This is a genomic window from Hymenobacter terrenus (assembly GCF_000972495.1).
Lineage (GTDB): Bacteria > Bacteroidota > Bacteroidia > Cytophagales > Hymenobacteraceae > Hymenobacter > Hymenobacter terrenus.
On sequence record NZ_LATM01000022.1, the window covers coordinates 37,960 to 58,669 of the forward strand.

At 58.3% G+C, this 20,710-nt stretch carries 18 protein-coding genes; 14 read left to right on the forward strand and 4 right to left on the reverse strand.

Translation table 11 applies throughout. The annotated features are described in order from the left end of the window. Positions 1-80: 80 nt before the first annotated feature. On the forward strand, positions 81-878 hold the full coding sequence (locus tag WX88_RS20235; RefSeq protein ID WP_046246234.1) for a PhzF family phenazine biosynthesis protein: 798 nt from the start codon (positions 81-83) through the stop codon (positions 876-878). 106 nt (positions 879-984) lie between these two features. Here the strand turns inward: WX88_RS20235 and ruvC are convergent, their stop codons facing one another. Then, a complete protein-coding gene (gene ruvC, locus WX88_RS20240; RefSeq protein WP_046246267.1) occupies positions 985-1,584 on the reverse strand; it encodes a crossover junction endodeoxyribonuclease RuvC in 600 nt (199 codons plus the stop codon). Positions 1,585-1,710: 126 nt separating this feature from the next. Between ruvC and WX88_RS20245 the strand changes: the two genes are divergently transcribed. The 6 genes from WX88_RS20245 to WX88_RS20270 all read left to right on the forward strand — a co-directional run bounded on the left by WX88_RS20245 (position 1,711) and on the right by WX88_RS20270 (position 7,504). Beyond that, positions 1,711-2,766 carry a lysylphosphatidylglycerol synthase transmembrane domain-containing protein gene (locus tag WX88_RS20245; protein ID WP_052732895.1) on the forward strand — a complete coding sequence of 352 codons (1,056 nt, stop codon included), beginning with the start codon at positions 1,711-1,713 and terminating at the stop codon, positions 2,764-2,766. Positions 2,767-2,999: 233 nt separating this feature from the next. Next, positions 3,000-4,028 carry a glycosyltransferase gene (locus WX88_RS20250; protein ID WP_052732896.1) on the forward strand — a complete coding sequence of 343 codons (1,029 nt, stop codon included), beginning with the start codon at positions 3,000-3,002 and terminating at the stop codon, positions 4,026-4,028. Between the two features lie 101 nt (positions 4,029-4,129). Next, entirely contained in the window at positions 4,130-4,642 is a 513-nt protein-coding gene (locus WX88_RS20255; protein WP_046246235.1) for a c-type cytochrome, read from the forward strand. A gap of 43 nt (positions 4,643-4,685) precedes the next feature. After that, positions 4,686-4,961 (forward strand): hypothetical protein, encoded by a 276-nt coding sequence (locus tag WX88_RS20260; RefSeq protein ID WP_052732897.1) that lies wholly within the window; start codon positions 4,686-4,688, stop codon positions 4,959-4,961. 38 nt (positions 4,962-4,999) lie between these two features. Next, positions 5,000-6,151, forward strand: a complete 1,152-nt coding sequence (locus WX88_RS20265; RefSeq protein WP_046246236.1) for an ABC transporter permease — start codon at positions 5,000-5,002, stop codon at positions 6,149-6,151. A 48-nt stretch (positions 6,152-6,199) separates the two neighbouring features. Further along, positions 6,200-7,504 carry a PP2C family protein-serine/threonine phosphatase gene (locus WX88_RS20270; RefSeq protein ID WP_082116176.1) on the forward strand — a complete coding sequence of 435 codons (1,305 nt, stop codon included), beginning with the start codon at positions 6,200-6,202 and terminating at the stop codon, positions 7,502-7,504. A 3-nt stretch (positions 7,505-7,507) separates the two neighbouring features. Here WX88_RS20270 and WX88_RS20275 read toward each other — a convergent pair whose 3' ends face one another. Continuing rightward, entirely contained in the window at positions 7,508-8,965 is a 1,458-nt protein-coding gene (locus WX88_RS20275; RefSeq protein ID WP_156176304.1) for an O-antigen ligase family protein, read from the reverse strand. An 8-nt stretch (positions 8,966-8,973) separates the two neighbouring features. Beyond that, the gene (locus WX88_RS20280; protein ID WP_082116177.1) at positions 8,974-10,041 is read right to left on the reverse strand and encodes a GumC domain-containing protein; all 1,068 of its coding nucleotides are present in this window, start codon (positions 10,039-10,041) and stop codon (positions 8,974-8,976) included. A 785-nt stretch (positions 10,042-10,826) separates the two neighbouring features. Between WX88_RS20280 and WX88_RS20285 the strand changes: the two genes are divergently transcribed. The 6 genes from WX88_RS20285 (at position 10,827) to WX88_RS20310 (ending at position 17,023) form a co-directional block, all read left to right on the forward strand. Beyond that, positions 10,827-12,248 (forward strand): oligosaccharide flippase family protein, encoded by a 1,422-nt coding sequence (locus tag WX88_RS20285; RefSeq protein ID WP_262489853.1) that lies wholly within the window; start codon positions 10,827-10,829, stop codon positions 12,246-12,248. Positions 12,249-12,308: 60 nt separating this feature from the next. Beyond that, complete coding sequence (locus WX88_RS20290; RefSeq protein ID WP_046246240.1) at positions 12,309-13,451, forward strand: glycosyltransferase family 4 protein; 1,143 nt, start codon at positions 12,309-12,311, stop codon at positions 13,449-13,451. A gap of 81 nt (positions 13,452-13,532) precedes the next feature. Next, a complete protein-coding gene (locus tag WX88_RS20295) occupies positions 13,533-14,078 on the forward strand; it encodes a hypothetical protein (RefSeq protein ID WP_046246241.1) in 546 nt (181 codons plus the stop codon). A gap of 5 nt (positions 14,079-14,083) precedes the next feature. Further along, entirely contained in the window at positions 14,084-14,785 is a 702-nt protein-coding gene (locus WX88_RS20300; RefSeq protein ID WP_052732899.1) for a polysaccharide deacetylase family protein, read from the forward strand. Then, positions 14,782-15,900, forward strand: coding sequence for a glycosyltransferase (locus WX88_RS20305; protein ID WP_052732900.1), 1,119 nt, complete (start codon positions 14,782-14,784; stop codon positions 15,898-15,900). The genes WX88_RS20300 and WX88_RS20305 overlap by 4 nt, the downstream gene beginning before the upstream one ends. 355 nt (positions 15,901-16,255) lie before the next feature. Further along, complete coding sequence (locus tag WX88_RS20310; protein WP_046246242.1) at positions 16,256-17,023, forward strand: TatD family hydrolase; 768 nt, start codon at positions 16,256-16,258, stop codon at positions 17,021-17,023. A gap of 150 nt (positions 17,024-17,173) precedes the next feature. Here WX88_RS20310 and WX88_RS20315 read toward each other — a convergent pair whose 3' ends face one another. Continuing rightward, the gene (locus tag WX88_RS20315) at positions 17,174-18,142 is read right to left on the reverse strand and encodes a quinone oxidoreductase family protein (protein WP_046246274.1); all 969 of its coding nucleotides are present in this window, start codon (positions 18,140-18,142) and stop codon (positions 17,174-17,176) included. A gap of 241 nt (positions 18,143-18,383) precedes the next feature. Between WX88_RS20315 and WX88_RS20320 the strand changes: the two genes are divergently transcribed. Further along, the gene (locus WX88_RS20320) at positions 18,384-20,612 is read left to right on the forward strand and encodes a TonB-dependent receptor (protein WP_052732901.1); all 2,229 of its coding nucleotides are present in this window, start codon (positions 18,384-18,386) and stop codon (positions 20,610-20,612) included. Positions 20,613-20,710 lie beyond the last annotated feature (98 nt).

The following is a 20,710-nucleotide window of genomic DNA, read 5'->3' on the forward strand; positions in this document are numbered from 1 at the left end:
CTGATTGCTCCAATCAAGCAGCAACTCCGTATTCTTGCTCCAGAAACAGTCCGCTAAATCCAACAAATTCGACTACATCCGTGATACGCTATTTCCACGTTGACGCCTTCACCCAAACGCCTTTTGCGGGCAACCCCGCCGGTGTGTGCCCTCTGCAAACCTGGCTGCCCGCCCGCCTGATGCAGCAAATCGCGGCCGAAAATGCCTTGGCCGAAACGGCTTTTATCGTGCCCCACGCTGGCACCTCGACTGAATACGATATTCGCTGGTTCACGCCCACTGTCGAAATTGACCTGTGTGGTCACGCCACTCTGGCTTCGGCCCACGTGCTATTTACGCACCTCGGTTTCCCCGCTGAGCACGTCACGTTTCACAGTCAGAGCGGTGCGCTACGGGTGACCCGCGCAGGCAACGGCCGCCTTACCCTCGATTTCCCCTCTCGCCCGCCTCAACTACTAACCGAGCCGCCCGCTGGCTTGGCCGAGGCTCTTGGCGCGGTGCCCCACGCCGTGCTGGCCGCCCGCGACCTGGTGGCCGTGTTCGCCACCGAAGCCGACGTAGCCGCCCTGCGCCCCGACCCGGCCGCCGTAGCCGCACTCGACTACGTGGGCGTCATCGCCACCGCGCCTGGTCAGGGCGACATTGACTTCGTATCCCGCTTTTTCGCCCCGCGCGTAGGCGTTCCCGAAGACCCCGTTACCGGCTCGGCACACAGCACACTTATCCCTTTCTGGGCCGCCGAATTAGGTAAGAATCAGCTGCGCGCCCGCCAGATTTCTCCTCGTGGCGGTGACCTGTGGTGCCAGCTGCGCGATAACGACCGGGTGGATATCAGTGGCTACGCTGTGACGTATTCGACAGGTGAAATCAATGCTTAGCAATCCGCCCTTAGCACAGCGGGCAAACAAAATTCCCATTGGTTCGCCCGCTGCCTGCCGTGCTGCGGATTAACTATCTGGCACCGAGCTAGGCGACTGAGTGCCGTCACTTAGTTAAGCTTTTCCCCTTTATGCTACCCGCGCCTTTCTTGGCTGCTGCCCCACTAGCCAGCCGCTCCGGGTTTTCGGCCAGAAATTTCCCCCAGCTTTTGCCACCGCTGGCCCCGGCTGCGTTGCCCTTCTGGTAGTGGTGGCACAGGGCCACGGCAAGGGCATCGGTAGCATCCAGAAAGGTAGAAGCTTCGGCAATGGGCGGCAGCTTCAGGGTCTGGCGTAGCATGTGGGCCACTTGCTCCTTGGTGGCCGTGCCCGAGCCGGTGACGGACTGCTTCACCTTGGTGGGAGCGTATTCCACGTAAGGAATCTGGCGCGAAAGGGCGGCGGCAATGGCCACGCCCTGCGCCCGGCCCAGCTTGAGCATACTCTGCACGTTAACACCAAAAAACGGCGCCTCAATAGCCAGTTCGTCGGGCAAGTACTCGTCGATGAGTTCCAGCATGCGGTCGAAAATCCGCTTTAGCTTTACGGCGTGATTCGACCCCAGCGCCTTCATATTGACCACGTCGTAGCACAGCACGTCCACCCGTTGGCCGCGCACCTCAATGAGCGCGTAGCCCATAATCTGGGTGCCGGGGTCGACGCCCATGATAATCTTGGGCAGCAGCTCGATGGCGGGAGCGGGGCGGGGGCGAAGAGGAGCGGGCAAGAGGAAGCTGAGGAATGGGAAGCGGGAAGCCCGCGTCCTTCACAAAGCTACGACGCGGGCCGGCCGTTGGCAGTAGTAAATAGTACCCCGCCGGCGGCTTCTTCGTCTGTAACCGACCCGGCCACCGGAAAAGGTCCTGGCCCGCCCAAATGGGGCCGGGCGGTATTCTGGGGGAAGATTCTGGTCACGCTGCTCACGCTGGGGCTGCTCTACCATTCCATCTTCGCCGCACCCGATACCGTTGCGGCCTGGCGCACGCTACTCACTACTACGCTCCGTGGAGCCGGGCGCCTGCCGGTACTGCTGGCCCTGGCCCTAGTACCCATCAATTGGAGTCTGGAGGCCTGGAAATGGCATCGTTTGGCTCGGCACCTGGAGCCCGTCACGTTTGTGCGCAGCCTGCGGGCGGTACTAGTGGGCCTCACCCTGGGCTTTGCCACGCCCAACCGCGTGGGCGATTACGCCGGCCGCATCATTGAGCTGAAAAGCCGCCGGGTGAGTGCGCTGGGAGCCGTGTTCCTGGGCCGGTACTGCCAACTGGTGGCCACCGTGCTGGCCGGGGTGGCAGGGCTGCTCTACTTTTTGCTGACATTTTATTTGAAAGGCTACCCGGCCGCCGGGCTGGGCGTAGTGATATCGGCGGGGCTGATTAGCGGGCTGGTGTTGGTGCCCTTGTACCGGTCGCGGCTGCTGCTGGCGGCCCTGGGGCTGTGGCGGCCGTTGCGGCGGTTCCGCCCGGCGCTGGCTATCATGCCTACTTATCCGGCCCGGGCGCTGCACGCCGTACTAGCTATTTCGGGGCTGCGCTACGCCGTATTCTGCGCGCAGTTTCTGCTGCTGCTGACGGCCTACGGCGTGGCCTCGTCGCCCGGGCCGGGGCTGGCGGCCGTAGCGGGCACGTTTTTGTTGAAATCCCTGGTGCCCTCGCTCAATGCACTGGCCGATGTGGGCGTGCGGGAGCTGTCGGCTACGCACCTGTTTGGGCTGCTGGGGCAACCCGCGTTGCCGGTACTCAGCGCCAGCCTGAGCCTTTGGATTATCAACATCGCCCTGCCCAGCGCGGCCGGGTTGCTGCTGGTGCCGGGCCTGCGAGTGCTGCGCGAAAAGCGCGCCGGCCGATGATGACGGCAATAGGATTCGGCTTGCTGGCCCTCCCCGTACTTTATGCAGGCCTCATGGCGTGGCTGCGGGGCGGGTGGAGAACCTCGCGCAACCTCACCCCCCTAGCTCCCCTGTTCCGTGGAGTGGGGGGGGGCAGTTCTAATTCTAGTTTCGGTTTAATCCGGTCAGAAGGTTCTATCTCAGGGCTAGAGATTAATTCCCTCTCTCCGCAGGAGAGGGGACTAGGGAGTGAGGTGCCTGCACCACCCGTCCCGCTCTTCTCCGTTCTCATCGCCGCCCGCAACGAAGCAGCCAACCTGCCCCAGCTGCTCCAAGATTTGACTGCCCAAACGCTGCTAGCTTCTCGGTTTGAAGTCCTCATCGCAGACGACCATTCTACCGATGCCACCGCTGCCCTGGTAGCCGCCGCAGTTCAAGAGACCAGCTTTGCGTTGCGCCTGGTCTCGTTGTCAACCTCTCAAACCGGCAAAAAAGCAGCCCTGTTCGCCGCCTTGCAAGCTGCTCGGGGCCCCTGGCTGGTATGCACCGATGCCGACTGCCGCCTGGGGCCAGGTTGGCTGGCAGCCTATGCGGCATTGATTCGGCGGGCTTCGCAGGCCAACTTTATTAGTGGCCCGGTGTTGCTTACGGGGCCGTCTACTTTCCTGCATTGGCTGGTTGGGCTGGAATTTGCGGGCCTTATTGGCGTGGGAGGCGCGTGCATTGCTCGCCAGCACCCCACCATGTGCAACGGCGCCAACTTGGCCTACCGGCGCGAAGCCTTTGCGACCGTCGGTGGCTATGCCGATAATATTCACGTTGCCAGCGGTGACGACGAATTCCTATTGCATAAAATTCACGCCGCCTTCCCCGGTTCGGTACATTTTCTGGCCGATGCCGCGGCCATTGTGCGCACGGCAGCGCCGGATACCTTGCGGGCGTTTCTGCGGCAGCGGGTGCGCTGGGCTAGCAAGTGGCGGCACTACCAAAGCGCTGCATCACGTCGCCTGGCCCTGTTGGTGCTGGGTGCCAACGTCGCCCTGGCCGTCGGGGTAGGCGCGGGGTTACGCTGGCCCGCCCTGTGGCCGTGGGTAGCCGCCGCGTGGGCCCTCAAGCTGGGAGCTGATGCCTGGTTGTTGAATCCAGTGCTGGGTTTTTTTGGGCGGCGCCAGTGGCTGTGGGGGCTGCTGCCGCTGCAACTATTGTACGCGCCGTATGCGCTGGCGGTGGGGTTGGCCGGCTGGCGCGGTGGCTACCAGTGGAAGGGCCGGGCGGTGCGGTAAGCGGAACTGTGTGGAGCTGGAAAAGCGCGAATAAAATTCCATTCCCAAGGCTTGGAAGGTAAATTTGCCGCATATATATTTCACCTTAGCCCAGGTTACTCATGCGCTTCAGTTCGGTTGGTTTCGCCCTTTCGGTGGGCATGGCTTTAATAGCTGTGCTCTTTGCTTTCACCTTGCTTAGCGCGGGGAACTTAGTTGGTTTTGCCGCCAATGACGCTGGTTCTGAACAGGAAGCGCCCGTGGCTACAGATTCCGTCGTGTTAGTGAATAATGGGCTGCCCCGCCCAGTACTGTCCGCGTCAGAAGCTGCGGAAATTGCGGCTGGTGATGCCTTGTTTAAAGGCAATTGCGCGCAGTGCCACGCCGTGAACGAGCAAGTGGTGGGCCCGGCGCTGGCGGGCATCACCAAGCGCCGGCCTGTCTCCTGGCTACTGCCTTGGGTGAAGAACTCCAGCAAAATGGTAGCCAGTGGCGACGAATACGCCGTGAATATTTACAACAAGTTCAACAAGCAGCAGATGCCCTCCTTTGCGCTTTCCGATAAGGAAATTACCTCCATCATTGCCTACATTCACTCTCAGGAAGAGCTGCCAACGGCAACGGCCGCTCTGTAGAACCAATGCCACCGAGCGGGCTTACATTTGCCCAACGACCTCCATGCGCCCCCTTTTCTCCGTGACTGACCCCGAATTTGACCTCCTCGACGAGTTGTACTTCGTCACCCCCTTTCGCACATTACTCCAAAAAACCGGCCTTCCCGCGCCTGAACTGGAAAACCAGCTGCGCGCCTTGCTGGAACAGGGTCTCGTTCGGAGCTATTGGCCCGACCCAGATACCGAACTGGCCTACGAAACCACCTCGTTCGGAGCCATTGCCCGCGACGCATCTTACCTGGCTTCTAAGGAAGGGCTGTTGCAGCACAACACCCGCTAGCATTGGCGACAGCAGTTTCGATCATAGCGCCCACTGCCGTGGCCCGGCCCCCGGGTTACTACGTGCGCCAGCGCCTGTGGCAAAACGGGCCGGCTGTTGCTGGCTTAACCTTTATCGCGCTGTGCACGCTGGTAGCGCTGCTGGGTTACTGGGTGTTGCCTGATAATTCGCCCAATGCGAACCACGGCTTCGTTCAGATTCAAAAAGAACGGCCCGATTTGCGCGTGCTGCTGCTGTGCCAGCCACTGCCCGATTCAGCCCGCAATAGTCAGGGCGTCGATAATGTCTTCACTATCTGGTTGCGCGGTCGCGAGCCCGAGGCGCAGGAAACGCCCATCGGCGGCTATCAATTCGTAGGCGATTCTATTATCCTTAAGCCTTTGGGTGTCCACTCGGCCGAAGCGGGCCGGATGCGTCGCTTGGCCTTAGCCGAGGTGGTGGGCCACGCCGGACCCCGCGCCGAATTACAGCGCCTCGTGCAGCAAAACCACCTGCTCAGTCGCACTTACTGGTTGGGTACTGACAAAGCCGGCCGTGACGAACTGAGTCGTTTGCTGCTGGGTACCCGTATTTCGTTGGGCATTGGGCTGGTGGCGGTGCTTATTTCGTTGGCCTTGGGCATGGCCATAGGGGCCGTGGCGGGCTATTTTGGCGGCTGGGTCGATTCCGTTTTGCTAGGTCTGATGACCGTCGTGTGGAGTATTCCCGGCATTATGCTCGTCATTGCCATTTCCCTGGCGCTGGATAGCAAAGGCGTGTGGGTCAGCTTTGTAGCAGTGGGCCTCACCATGTGGGTCGACGTGGCCCGGGTGGTGCGCGGCCAGATGCTCAGCCTGCGTTCGGCCACCTTTGTGGAAGCCGGCCGGGTGCTGGGTATTCCGACGCCGCGCCTTATTACTCAACACTTGCTGCCCAATATGCGAGGTCCGCTCATTGTGCTGGCTACGAGCAACTTTGCAGCGGCCATTCTGTTGGAGGCCGGTCTGAGCTTTCTGGGGTTGGGCGTGCAGCCACCAGCGCCCAGCTGGGGGCTGATGGTGAAGGAAGGCTACGACTTACTCGGCACCGAGGCCGGGCTGTGGCTCACATTGCTGCCGGGGGCCGCCATTTCGTTGCTGGTACTCAGCTTTAACCTCCTCGGTAATGGCCTGCGCGACGCCTACGACCCTAAAACCCCCGTGGCGGCTTAAATTTGTGCCCTGCATGCATTTTTCATTTCCCTTGCTTACCTTGGCTTTATGGCCTCTGCCGCTTCTATTTCCTCTACCGAGTCTTTAGCTGACCCTTCCGCCAGCCAAGCAGCACATAATGAGCAAGTAAAACAGCTCAAGCGACAGCTGCTGCTCAAGCAATTCGAGTTAGATACTGTGCTGGGAGTCGCGCATGACATGACGGCCCGCGACCACTCCGTCGATGAGCTCTACCACATGTTGCGCCTTACCCTGCAAGGCCAGCGCAACGTGGTGCAGCTCTTGCTCTTCGCTCGGGAGGAAGAAGGGTTTCGAGTGCGTATTGCCTTGGGTTGCGACCTGGCAGAGGCTGAAAAGCTGACGCTTTCCGACCACCTAATTCAAGGCGGTGTGACCCAGCCTCAAGCCGTAGAAGACCTAAATCTAGGCCCTGTCTGGGACCGCTATGAGCTTGTCATCCCAATTCTGCGCCAAAAGCGAGTGGCTGCGTATGTATTCGTGGGTGGGCTGCGCAACGATTTCGACCGGCAGCAACTCATTCCGTTCCTCGGCTCGCTGGCTAACACTCTTATTGGAGCCGTCGAAAACCGCCGCCTGCAAGCCCAGCGCGTAGCTGATGCCGCCGTACGCAAAGAAATTGAAATTGCACAGGAGGTACAGGCCATGCTTTTTCCGCGCAAACTGCCTAACGACAGTCATTTGGCTATCGAACGCAGCTACGTGCCCCATACTGAAATCGGGGGCGACTATTACGACGTGGTCGAAATCGATACCGACCGCCTGCTGCTGTGCGTAGCCGACGTAAGTGGCAAGGGCGTGCCCGCCTCGCTGCTGATGTCAAATTTTCAGGCCGGGCTGCGTACGCTCTTACGCCAAGGTGTCGAGCTTGCTACTATCGTTCCGGAACTCAATCACTTGCTATTCCGAAATTCCGGCGGCGAAAAGTTTATTACCGCCTTCCTTGGTATCTATGACCGCCGCACCCGCCACTTACATTACGTGAATGCTGGCCACAACGACCCCCTGCTGATAGCCGACGACAATTCCATCCAAACTTTGAAGGATGGCACCGTCATGCTAGGCATTATGGAAGAACTCCCCTTACTGCGGGTCGGCGAAGTTGAGATTCCCCCTCATTCCTTGCTCTTGCTCTATACCGATGGCCTCACCGAAGTTTTCGACGCTAATAACAACGAGTTTGGGGAAGAAGGCGTGCTGAGCGTGCTACAACAGAACCGCTACCTGCCGCTACCTAAGCTGCATCAGGAGCTACTCCGTAGCATCAATGCCTTCAGCGCCCATAATGCGCAGTTTGCCGATGACGTGACAATTTTGAGCTGCCGGTTTAAATAAAACTTAACCTTTATTATCTCCCGACAGCCAGCTTTCTGACCGAATGAGTAAGGCCAAGCAGATAAAGAATACCGGTCCAATCTTATCCACTTCTACCAATTCGTTCAAAGTCAGGTGAAAAAGAATTATCACTAGAGAAAGCACTGCCGCAAGTATTATGCGCCGCACTTCGGGGTGATGATTGGAGCGATGATATAGCTTCTCGGCTTGGAGAAGGGCTGTGGTGATGAGCGTGATAAAAAGCACAAAGCCAGGAATGCCCTGTTCGGTTAGTTGAAGCAGAAAATAATTGTGGGTAGTCGACTTTTCGGGGTTTTCGCTCACGTAAGTGCGAAAACTCTTAATCGTATAGCGCTTATATTCAGGATAAAAAGTTGCTGCTCCACTGCCTACTAAAGGCTTTTCGGCAATCATGTGGGCCGCAGCTACCCAACGGTACACGCGCTCCATACCCGACACATCCTGCATTTTGTAAGTGGCCTCGATATGCTTTTCGAAGTTTTGACCATTAAAAATAGTGCGCTCATAATCTGGCGCATATTCCATGAAACGGTCGCCACTTACTAAATAAGTTACTGTTATAGTAGTCCCAATAGCTATGGTCAGCAGTAACAGCCTTGTCAGGCGCAGGCGCATCACCACGTAAAACACGCCAGCGATAGGTAATGATAAATAGGACGCCCGGGTATAAGACGTGTACAGACCGAATAATAAAATGCCCAGTGCTATCCGCCAGACGAAGCGAGCGCCAGCATTCTGGGTGGCCTGCATGGATAACAAGGCAAACGGCGTCAGCAAGGCGAGCATTGTCGCGTAGATGACGTGATTACGGAAAAAGGGGTGCAGCGCCCAATTAATATCTGCAAAGCTAAAGCCTTTGGTAGCGTGGCGACTGGCAACATAAAGAACACTCAGGCAGGTACCTGTGGCATACACGGTGGCAAAGCGCCAAGTATTGCTGGGGCGTTGTACAATGAGCAAGGTGCCTAACAAGAAGGGGAATATATACCAAAATTTAGCTAATAAGTACTTTAATGACTTAACGGCATCAACTGAAAAGAGGGTGTCTATAGCCGTCCAAAGTAGCATCAGACTGATAACTACAACCAACGGATGCAGCCATTCACGCCGGGGTATACGGCCGGTCTGCAACACCAGGGTCACACCTACGCAAGCTGTCAAGACTAGCATAAGTGGCTCGGAGGGTACATCCATGCTCAGCCCCCCCAACAATGTAACTTCTTGAGTAAATGGCAGCAGGAAAAATAATAGGTAGTATAACCATCGCCATTCCACAAAAGCTATTAATAAGACCATTATCATCAGTCCTGGCAGCAACAAGGCTGGCATTTGCGCCAGGGCTGCGGCTGCGCCGCCGATTAGCAGCAGTAGCACAAACCCCATGAAGAGGAGTTGGGAGCTATCAAAGGACTGCCGAAGCCGGTGCAGCAGTACGTTCACGGGTGGATTCACGCAGGGTGAAGGGTGTTAGACCGGTTATGGCGATACAGTTCTAGCAAGGTGATAAACACCACCGACAACACGAAGACCAACAGCACTGAACCTATGACGATGAGGGAACGGACAGGCTTAAATTTCTTGGTTGCCGGATAGGCTTTCTGTACCAGATATACGCTGGAAATTCTCCCTTTAATACTCAATTCAGCCGTTTCGTAGGCCGAACGAGCCGATATAAGGCGACCTTGCAGGTCGTTCACTCTGGTAGTGAACATATTCAGCGAGTCGGTGCCACGTACGTAGCTTTCCAAATTGATGAGATTGCCTCCGTCGGTACGAGTAAGGCCACGCAAAACACGCTTGAGGCCAGCTACATCGCCACCACTAGCTTCTGCCTTGCGTAGAGCGGCCTCAGTTTCAATAAGCTGCTTTACCATGTAACGGCCTTGCATTTCGAGGCCAAAGATACCGTAGCGGCGTCGAGCACCTACTAATTCTTGGCGGCTGCGTTCATAATTAGTACTGAGGTAGTTGTAGCGCTGGCGGTAGAGGGTAAGCACTTGGCGGCGATTCTCTAGAGTCAACTGCTGGTTCACTGAGTCGATAACCTGCACCAGCGCATTTGCTACTTGGGCAGCCAGGTTTTTATCTTTATCTATGAACGTTAACTCAATGGCATCCCGCTCGTTGTGTACAATGGAGAGGTTCCCGCTAAATTCACTTAAGACAAAGTTATCGGCGGCGTCATCGCCTGCTTCGCCTGCTTTATAATGCTTATAGAGGTCAAATTTTTTGATAATCAACTCAGCTACGGGCTGCGATTCACCGATGGTAATTGCGCGGTCTAGGTCTTCGGCCCGCCCCCCCAGCTCTAGTTTGCCTCCTTCTACAAGGCGGTCAGGGTCCGTAGTCTGTGGGTTGGTTGGGATGAAAATAGCTGTGGAGCGATAAACATTAGGCAACAGCAAGGCCACTACCACACTCACGATGGCAGTCAGCGCCACGGCTCCGGCCACGAAAGGTTTCCAGCGGTTAATAATGGGTCCTAGACCCATCAGCGAGAAAGAAGGTGCAGACATAAAAAGTAAAATCCATTTATCCCAATCTTATATTGAATTAGGTAATAAGCGGGAAATTGTCGAGCAAAGATAGCCTGAAAATAGCCCATCGTAGCCTTTGTATAGTTTCCCAAACTAAACGCATTTAGCAATTAGGATACAAGGGCATCCAAATAATCGCGATTCCAATTCAAACGCCTAGCCTGCATTTTATCTTGAAGCTACCACAACTGGCGTCAGCCCACAGCAGGGTCGTGGCCATTTTGCATACCAAGACGCGTATTTGACGCCCGTTGGCTGGGCAGTCGATACGCATTTTAGGTCAGGATGACATCTGGGCGTCTGTAACATTAGTTCTCGGCAACCTAGTGTTCGCGCAAGACTATAGCCTAGGGAGTCAGCGTCGAACGCCGTTGCGTCTAGGTGCTGTAACATCCACACAGAAGGTGTCGAGTGAAGTCATGCCGTGGGGCAAGAGTGTTAGCTCAGCACGGCTTGCTTATGCAGGCCGAAGTCGTTTATCTCCTCGAAGTCTTCAGTCGGTTCTCTGAGCACGAGTAGTAAACTGATAACGAGCAACAAAGGTAACGGATGACGAAGTTTGCCGCACAATTGGCAGAAATCGGGTATTTGAGCTAAGTGAATCAGTAGCGACATGCAGGTAAAGCTCAAAATTACTTGGTCCTGAGAGGACCGTTAGTCTTTAGTTGCCCCAGCCTAATGCGTAGCTTTGCAAGCTGTACGTAAGCGCAAATTTTACTTTTGATTTTAACTCCCTAGTCAGTATCAAACGGTTTTTTGGCAATATCAGCTTCGTCGTCCTGCTCAACCTACTGGTAAAACCCGGCTGGGTAGTGGTCGAAAACCTAGTGCAGGACCGGCTCGGACACGCCACATTTGGTCTAATTACAGCACTTTCCGCTCTCACTTTGGTGGTCACAGCTCTCTCAGATTTAGGCCTCACACCCTATTCTGTTCAGCGTGTGGCCGCTGAGCCCAGCTTCATGGCCGAAGCTTTTCCTACGCTGCTGCCTCTGCGCGGTGCCCTCAACGCCGTGGCCCTAGCTGCTATGGTGATGGTGGGGTGGGTGTTGGGCTACCGTGGCATCGAACTGCTGCTGCTCGCAATTGTAGGTACTGCACTGCTACTAGCTCAGTACGGGCAGTTTTTGCGCGGCGCTCTGCAAGCTCACCAGAAGTTCAATACCGACGCCGTGCTCTCAGTAGTCGAGAAATTCCTGTTACTGGGCGCCGTGTTAGTGATGATTCCGGTTGGGCTCACGCTGCCACGCTACGTAGGGGCGCGGCTGGGTGCGGCGGTTTTTACTACCACACTTTTTTACGGTCTGATGACGCGCCTGTTTGGCCATGTGAAGTACCGCTGGGAGGCACGCGTGGCCCGCATTGCCTTGCGTGCTAGTCTACCTTTTGCTCTCATGACCCTGCTTTACGGTGTGAATGAGCGCATTGACATGGTGATGCTTGAACGCTTAGCTTCACCCACCGAGGCTGGTTATTACGCTAGTGCCTACCGCTGGGTCGATGCTGTGATGATGTACGCTTGGACGGTTCTACCACTATTTTTTGCCAAATTTGCCAGTGCACCACACGATGCTGCGGCCCAGCGCCAGTTACTTTGGTTTGGGCAGCGTATAGTTACCTTACCCATGTTATTCATCGTTGCTTTCGTATTGTTCCGAGGTGAATTGCTGTTCTGGCAGTTCAGCCACAGTGCCCCCGCTGAGGTGGCACGCATGACTTTGTGCCTAAAGATTTTATTTCTCAACGTGTTGGTTCACGCATTTTTCGCTATATACAGCACTTTGCTTACTAGCACCACACACGAGCGAGCCGTGAGTTGGCTCGTGGCCCTAAGCATTGCCCTAAATATTGGCCTGAATATGTTTTTATTACCTCGTTATGGAGCTGTAGCGGCCTCGCTCAATACCCTACTCTGTGCGGTGACTGTGTCGATAGGCTACTTGGTGTTGGTGGTACGGCGCACCAGTGTGGGCGTACCCTTCCGCTTGCTGGCTCGATTGCTGCTGGCTTTTGTGCTATTGTGTGGGGTATGGTACCTACTTCAGTCGAGTTTAAATAAAATGTTGGACTGGTGGATTGAAATTGGGATAATGTCCGTAGTTTTTGCACTTATTGTGCTTGGTACAGGCTTAGTGCAAAAGAAGGAAATTGCCCAACTTCTTCCTAAGCAAAATAGAATATTCTGACTCGCCTGACTGAACTTCGCATATTTTTTAATTTTTCATCTTGAATCTTTAAATCTGTACTTGCACATCGCTGTCAATACTCGTTTCCTGCTGCCCGGCGGCCACCTGGAAGGCATCGGCCGCTTCAGCTACGAGACGTTGAGCCGGCTGGTAGCCCAGCATCCGGAGGTGACGTTTCACTTCCTATTCGACCGGGCCTATGACCCGCGTTATTTGTTTGGTCCGAATGTAGTGCCGCATGTGCTGTACCCGCCCGCGCGGCATCCTTTTCTGTTCGTGGCGTGGTTTGAAGGGGCCGTAGCTCTATGGCTTAAGCAGCACCGGCCGATGGCTTTTCTTAGTCTTGACGGCTTTACGACGCTCAATACCACCGTGCCTCGCGCCACGGTTCTGCACGATTTGGCTTTCGAGCACTTTCCGCTCGACGTTGGCCTGCTTCAGCGTAAATATTACCTCTTTTTTTCGCCCCGCTTTGCGCGGGCCTCGCAGCAATTGGTAGCCGTGTCGGAAGCCACGAAAGCCGACATCGTAAAAACGTACGGCATTGTGCCGGCCAAAATTAGCATAGCCTATAACGCACCAGCCGAATTCTTTCATCCCCAGCCCGAAGCTGCCCAGCAGGAAACACGGCACCGGTTCAGCAAGGGACAGCCGTATTTTTTGTTTGTGGGAGCCTTGCAGCCGCGCAAAAACCTAAGCAATCTGCTGCGGGCTTTTGATTCTTTCAAAGCCGCCGGTGGCGCGGCGGTGGCGGATGTCCAACTGCTCATTGTCGGCCGCAAGGCCTGGAAAGCCGGCCCCATTTTCGACGCTTACCAGCAGATGCGTCACCAATCGACGGTGCAGTTCACCGGCCGCGTCGTTGATACGGAGTTGGCGGCCCTTTACGCGGCTGCCCGGGCTGCTGTATATGTGCCTTATTTTGAGGGGTTTGGTATTCCCATCGTAGAGGCCCAAGCCAGCGGATGTCCAGTACTGACATCTAATCTCAGCTCAATGCCGGAGGTAGCTGGGGCAAGCGGGGCGCTTTTGGTTGACCCGTATGACGCCGAGAATATTGCCGCCGGCCTTACCCGACTGTGGCACGAAGAAGCCCTTCGCCAGCAACTCGTGATGCACGGCTACGAGAACCTGAGCCGGTTTTCATGGGCGCGCAGTGCGGAGGTGCTATGGTCGGCCGTGCTGAAAGCAATTGAAGAATGAGGCTTCTCGACCTTATTAGCCAATTCTTCTTTCCTCATTCTGAATTCTTCTTCAAGCGAAGCGTTACTTTTGTTGCTCGCTATGGCCCGTTCACACCCATATAATTTTACTCATGTGTTGCTGCCACAGCTGGCTTGGCGCCGGCCGGCCTCGGTGCGCCGCGAGTTGAGCGACCCCTACCTGGCCCGCGAACTGCTGTTCTACGTGTGGGATAAGGCAGGTGAAAATCTGTCCGTTGGCGAGAAAGTGTCGCCCAAGGGCTTGCGTCTGAGCTGGCACGAGGTGGCTGGTCGGGCGACAGCTTTGTTTCACCTGCCGTCGCCCCAGGCTACTATGGAGGCGCACTTTTCGGCGCTCGTATACGAAGAAGACGATGAGCCAGCCGAGACCGAAGCGGAAGAAACGCGGCCTCGTTACTTCACCCTCGAAGCTACATTGGGCCTGAGTGGCCCGGCGGGCACTCCCACCGTGGTGGGCGAATGGTCTGGTGACGTGCACCGCCATCTGAGCCGTGGCCCAGCCGGTGGGCAGCCCGGCACGGCCAGCGCCTTCCTTGAGATATTGGCGTCCTTGCTTGGTCCTCTGCCAGATACAGGAGTGCCATTTATGCACGTAGTGCGCTCCTGACGCCGATGAGTGCCTGGCTCGAAGCGGCTCTGCTCACCCGCCCGCCCCAGTTGCTGCATGCCTTGCTGCCCGGCTGCCAATGGACTGGCCCGCCCATCACGCCCGCTGGTGCGCCGGTTATATACCTAACCTTTGACGATGGGCCCATTCCCGAAGAAACACCCTGGGTGTTGGAGCAACTGACTAATTTTCAGGCCCGGGCCACTTTCTTCTGCGTGGGCGAAAACCTGGAGCGTCATCCGGCCATCGCCCGTGCCGCGTTGGCCGCCGGGCATCGGCTGGGCAACCATACTCATCAGCACCGTAGCGCCTGGGCAACCACCCGGCTCCGATACCTAGCGGGGGTAGCCCGCTGTCAGGCCGAGCTAGACGGGCTACAGCTTGAACACGCGAGCCAAAACCAACCACCGGCAACTATACTACCGCGGCAAAAGATTCTGTTTCGTCCTCCCTATGGCCGGCTAACGTGGCCCTTGTTGCGCTTGCTGAAAACGAATTTCCAAGTGGTTATGTGGTCTGTACTCACCCGAGACTACGACCCGGATTTGAGTCCGGAAAACTGCCTGCGGCTAACGCTGGCCGCCGTTCGACCCGGCGACGTACTGGTGTTTCACGACAGCCACAAGGCTAGCGCTCGACTGCGCTTCGTATTGCCGCGGGTGTTGGCTCACCTTGCCGAGCAAGGCTTTCAATTTCTGACGCTGTGAGCGGATTCTGGCTGTTTTTTTTGCTGAGCTTTCTGGGACTTTGGCTGTTGGGTATGGCTTACATCGCCTGGTGTTTCGCCACTCGGCGAGGGGCAATTCCCGCGGGGCCGCTGCCGTCCCCGCTGCCGCGCGTCAGCATTCTCATTGCCGCCCGCGACGAAGCCGCCACTCTGCCCCGCTGTCTGGCCAGCCTTCGGGCCCTGAGCTACCCAACTGATTTATTGGAAATTCTGGTTGGTGATGATGCCAGTACCGATAGCACCGCCGCTGTAGCGCAGGCCGCCATGAGGGGCTTCTCGGGCTCCTTCCGGATTATTCCCATTGCTGATACGTTGGGTGCGGCACAGGGCAAGGCCAATGTCCTGGCGCACCTGGCCCGGCACGCGACTACTGATTTTTTCTTCATCACCGACGCTGATATCAGCCTGCCTACCACTTGGATAACGGCGCTGCTGGCTCACGCTGCGCCTGGCGTGGGTACCGTGACAGGTGTGACGGCAGTGCACGGCCCCCGTCTGTTTCACCGGTTGCAGGGTATCGACTGGTTGCTTTCGCTGAGCATGGTTCAGACCGTCAGTGATTTAGGCCGGCCAGTGACAGCCATGGGTAATAATATGCTCGTGACTCGCACCGCCTACGAGGCCACCGGAGGATATGAAGCGTTGCCCTTCTCCGTAACGGAAGATTTTACCCTTTTCCGAGCCGTACTAGCACGGGGCTACGGCTTCCGCCAGATTTTCAGCCCCGAAGCGCGCGCCGATTCCTTGCCCATCCTCACGTGGCCGGCCCTGATGAAACAGCGCCGCCGCTGGCTGCGTGGTGTGGAGTCATTGCCGCTGCGCTTGCGACTGGAATTGCTCTTCTTCAGTGGTTTTTGGCCTGCGCTGTTCGGGCTGGCGTGGGTGGCTGGGCCAAGCGAGGCACTCGGAATGTGGGGCGTTAAAGTTTTGGTGCAGGGTGCGCTAGCTTATTTCGCACACCGCCGCGCCGGGCTGCGGCTGCCGTGGCAACTATTGCCGGCTTTTGAATTATACACAGTAGCCATGACCATCAGCCTCATTGGGTTTCGGGTATTTGGCGGGGCGGTGGTGTGGAAGGGGCGGCGCTACAATTGAGTCGAGAAGCCACAGGCTTGGGTGCCACGCCATTTACCACCTCGACTTTAACTATCTGTAAAAGAGCATTCCGCTGTAGCGCGGACTAAAATTCCGCATTACGGTACACCCACTCCGAAACTGCTCTAGTACGGTTTCGTTCTCGGTGTGCTGGCACGGGCCGTAGCGCAAACTTTGTTGTTTGCGTCCCCACACCGGTCGAGTCGTTCGGTCATCATTTGGGGCCGGTATACCGTAGCGCGAAACGGCGCTATTTATCAGTTGTAAAACGTACTTACACGTTTAACGTCGATTCTAACTTGTAAATGAGGATTCATCGCCGAAAATTATCGTTTACGCCGACCTTTGCCGCACTATGCACATCACCGATTCCCACGCTCACCTCTACTCCGAACAATTTAAGGCCGACCGGCTTGATGCTCTGCGCCGCGCTCAGGAAGCAGACGTGCGCACCATCGTGATGCCCAACATCGACCATTCTAGCATTGATACCATGCTCGAACTCGAAGCTCAGGCGCCGGAAACCTGCTTTGCGATGATGGGCCTGCACCCGTGCTCCGTCAAGCGGGGCTTTGAGCAAGATTTGTATGAGGTGGAAACCTGGCTGGGCCGCCGGCCTTTTGCGGCGGTGGGGGAGGCCGGACTGGACTTGTACTGGGATAAAACCCTGCTGGCCGAGCAGCAGGAGGCGCTGAAGATTCAGCTGCAGCTGGCCAAGCAGCACAACTTGCCCATTGTGCTGCACACCCGCGAGGCCTTCGCCGAAACCGCGGCCCTAGTGGAAGCCGCTCAGGATGGCACCTTGCGCGGGGTGTTTCACTGCTTCTCCGGCACGCCTGAAGAAGCCGAGCGGGTCATCAAGCTAGGTTTTTTGCTGGGCATTGGGGGCGTGGCGACTTTCAAGAACGGCGGGGCTGATAAGGTGCTGCCGGGCATCGATCTGAAGTACCTGCTGCTCGAAACGGACTGCCCCTACCTAGCCCCCGTGCCGCACCGGGGCAAGCGCAACGAGCCGGCTTATCTGCCGCTGGTGCTGCGCCGCGTGGCCGAGCTGCTGGGCAAGGACGTGGCTGAAGTAGCCGAAGCGACTACCCGCAACGCCGCGGAGTTATTCAAGCTGTAAGCGCTTTTATTTGGAGGGAACCTCCACGGTTGCGACGCAAGTAGGCGTCGCCGTTTCGTGCAGCGCGGTCGTCTAACAACAGACGCAAGTAGGTGACTCTACCCCGCGCCAAGAGCCTGAAATTTGGCTTAGTCCTTACCCGAGTTCCTCTTAAGGAATCAGCAGAATCTTGCCCGTGCTCTGCCGACTTTCGAGGTAGCGGTGCGCCGCTGCGCCCTCGGCCAACGCAAACTGCCGGGCAATGTGCACGTGCAACTGCCCGGCGGCGACCAGCTCGAACAGGCTGGCGGCCCGGTGCTGGCGTTCCGGGGCCGAATCGAGGTAGTTCCACAAGTCGCCCTCAGTTAAGGTTTTGGAGGCATCCATTAGGTAGCGCGGGTCGACGGAGGCGGGGTTGCCACCGGCCATGCCGTAGAACACCACCGTGCCGCGGGTTTTCACGGCTTCCAGGCTTTGGGGCAGGGTGCTTCCCACACTGTCGTAGATGGCGTCGGGGCCGGCATCGGCGGTGTGGGCCCGCAGTTGGGCCACCCAATCGTCGGCGTAGAGAAATACGGCTTCGACCCCAAGCTGGCGGGCGGCTTCGGCTTTTTCGGGCGAAGAAGTAAGGCCCAGCACCCGGCCGCCGCGCTGGCGCACTAGCTGGGTCAGCAATTGGCCCACGCCGCCGGCCACGGCGTGCACGGCCACCACATCGCCGGGTTTTACGGGGTAGCTGTCGTGGCTGAGGTAGTGGGCCGTCAGGCCTTGTAGCAGCAGGGCGGCGCCGAGCTCAAACGACACGGCGGCGGGCAGCGGAATGATTTTATCGGCCGGGGCAGTTACCAGCTCCGCATTGGCAAAGGGCACATCGGCGAAGGCCACTCGGTCGCCCACTTTAAGGGTTTGTACGGCGGTGCCTACCGCTTCGATGGTGCCCGACCCCTCGTAGCCAGCAATAAAGGGTGGCTGTCCCAGCAAGTGGTAGTGGCCCTGCCGGCGATACACATCGGCGAAATTCAAGCCAATGGCGCGCATACGCACCAGCACCTCGGCCGGGCCCGGAGCGGCTGGGGTGGGTACCTCGCCGTAGTACAGCACGTCGGGGCCGCCAAAGGAGTCAAAACAAAGCGCTTTCATATATAAGGCGAGGAAGTTAAGGCGGCGCAAGTTCGGTCGGCGCCGGGGAATTACGGGGGTAAGAAAGCGCATAACGTGAGGCGAATTACGCCGCACAAAGCGCTTGAGGCCGCCAGCGCCGCCCGGCCAGGTCTGGAAACTTGGGTGGTTCATCAGCCGCTTTCAACGCTTCGGCAACTCAAAATTGAGGATGGGCAGGGCCGGCGGCCACCTTTGAACCAGTACTTAACTGCTGGTCCTCATGAAACTGCTCTTACTCCTGCTGCTTTTGCTCACCGCCCTGACGGTTACTGCTCAAATATCCCCGCCTTCTGCCCAAGCAGCCCCCGCCACTACCCGCCTCACGGGCACCGTGCGCGATGCCGCCGGCCAGCCCCTGCCGGGGGTGAATGTGTTTCTGAAAATGGCTTTCGACGGGGCCAGCACCGACTCGCTGGGCCGGTTTGATTTCCGCACCGACCACGCGGCCGGCCCGCTCACGCTGGTGGCCACCTTCGTGGGCTACGAGCCGCTGGAAGTGCCCGTGACGCTGGGCCAGGGACCGATTTGGCTGCCCAATCTCCGGCTCAAAGCCAGCCGCGCCGCCCTCGGCGACGTGGTGGTGACGGCCGGCGCTTTCGAAGCCAGCGACGAGAAGCGCAGCAGCGTGCTCAAGCCGCTCGACATAGTGACCACGGCCGGCGCGCTGGGCGACGTGGCCGGGGCGCTGAACGCCCTGCCCGGCACCACCCGAGTGGGGGAGGAGGGCCGGCTGTTCGTGCGCGGTGGGGCTGCCTCCGAAACCAAGTATTACCTCGATGGCCTGCCTGTGCAAACGCCCTACGGGGGCTCGGTGCCCAACGTGGCGGCCCGCGGGCGGTTTTCGCCCTTCTTGTTTAAGGGCCTGGTGTTCAGCACGGGTGGCTACTCGGCCGAGTACGGGCAGGCGCTGAGTGCCGTGGTGGTGCAGCACTCGACCGACCTGGCGCCGGAAACGCAGTCGGGGCTGTCGCTCATGTCGGTGGGCGGCAGCGCCTCGCGCACCAAGCGCTGGGACCGGACTTCGCTGGCCGTTTCGGCCGATTACACCAACCTGACCCCTTACTACAACCTGGTGCCCCAAAGCCTGGGCTGGGAGCGGGCTCCCCTCGCGCTGGGTGGCTCGCTGAAACTGGCCCACCGCACTGGCGCGGCCGGTATGCTCAAGCTGTACGGCACCTACAGCCGCCAGCGCCTGGCCCTGCGCCAGCCCAACGCCAACCCCGAATTTGCCGCCACCGGCCACCCCATTGGCCTGGCCAACGACAACGCCTACCTCAACGCCACCTACCGCACGCCCCTGGTCCGGGGCTGGAGCCTGAACACCGGCCTGGCCCTGACCCAGGACGAGAACACCGTGCGCCCCGACGTGCAAACCGTGCGCGACCTCGACCAGTCGGCCGTGGCCCGCGCGGTGCTTACCAACGACTCGGCCAGCACCTGGTTCAACCTGAAAATGGGGATGGAAGGCTACGTCCAGCGCTACCGCCAGCACTACCAAGCTGCTGCCGAAACCCCGATGCTGGCCCTGGGCGTAAACGAGCAGCGCGGGGCGGGCTTCGTCGAAAGCGAGCTGCTGCTCACCAACCGGCTGGCCGGCCGCGCGGGGCTGCGCACCGAGTATTCGGCCCTGCTGGGCCGTTGGAACGCGGCCCCGCGCCTGGGCCTGGCCTACAAAACCGGTGCTTACAGCCAGCTCTCCGCCGCCTGGGGCTGGTTTTACCAAACGCCCACCACCGACTTGCTGCGCGTCAGCCCCCGCCTGCGGTTCGAGCGGGCCGCCCACTACCTGCTTACCTACCAGCGCCTGGTGCAGGCCCGCACGCTGCGGGCCGAAGTGTATCAGAAAGACTACGCCCAACTCACGACCTACGACGGCAAGAACGCCTTCAACTCCCGTACTTACCAAAATGCCGGCCGCGGTTACGCCCGGGGCCTCGATGTGCTGTTTCGGGACCGCACCACCTTCAAAATGGCCGATTACTGGGTGAGCTACGGCTACCTCGACACGCGCCGGCAGTTCCGGGCCGACCCCGTGCTGGCCGTGCCCACCTTTGCCGCCCGGCACAACCTGAGCGTGGTGGGCAAATACTACGTGCAGAAGCTGCACACGCAGTTTGGCTTCACCTACAGCTACGGCAGCGGCCGCCGCTACCACAACCCCAACCAGCCCGGCTACAACCAAAGCACCCTGCCCAGCTACCAGGACCTGAGCCTGAACGCGAGCTACCTCACCCACTGGTTTGGGCAGTTCACCATCGTGTACGTGTCGGCTTCCAACGTGCTGGGGCGCAACAATATCTACGGCTACAACTACGCCCGCACCGCCGATGCCAGCGGCCAGTTCCGCAGCGTGGCCGTGCTGCCGCCCGCCCCGCGCATGCTGTTCGTGGGCGTGTTCATTTCGATCAACAAGACGACGAAGGTGGATTTGAATGAGCGGCCGGAATGAGCATAGGGTATTAATTGATTGGAAAAAGCCCGTCGTGCCGAGCGTAGCCGAGGCATCTCGCGTGTGGTCGCAATGAAAGCTGCATCGACAGTTCCAAC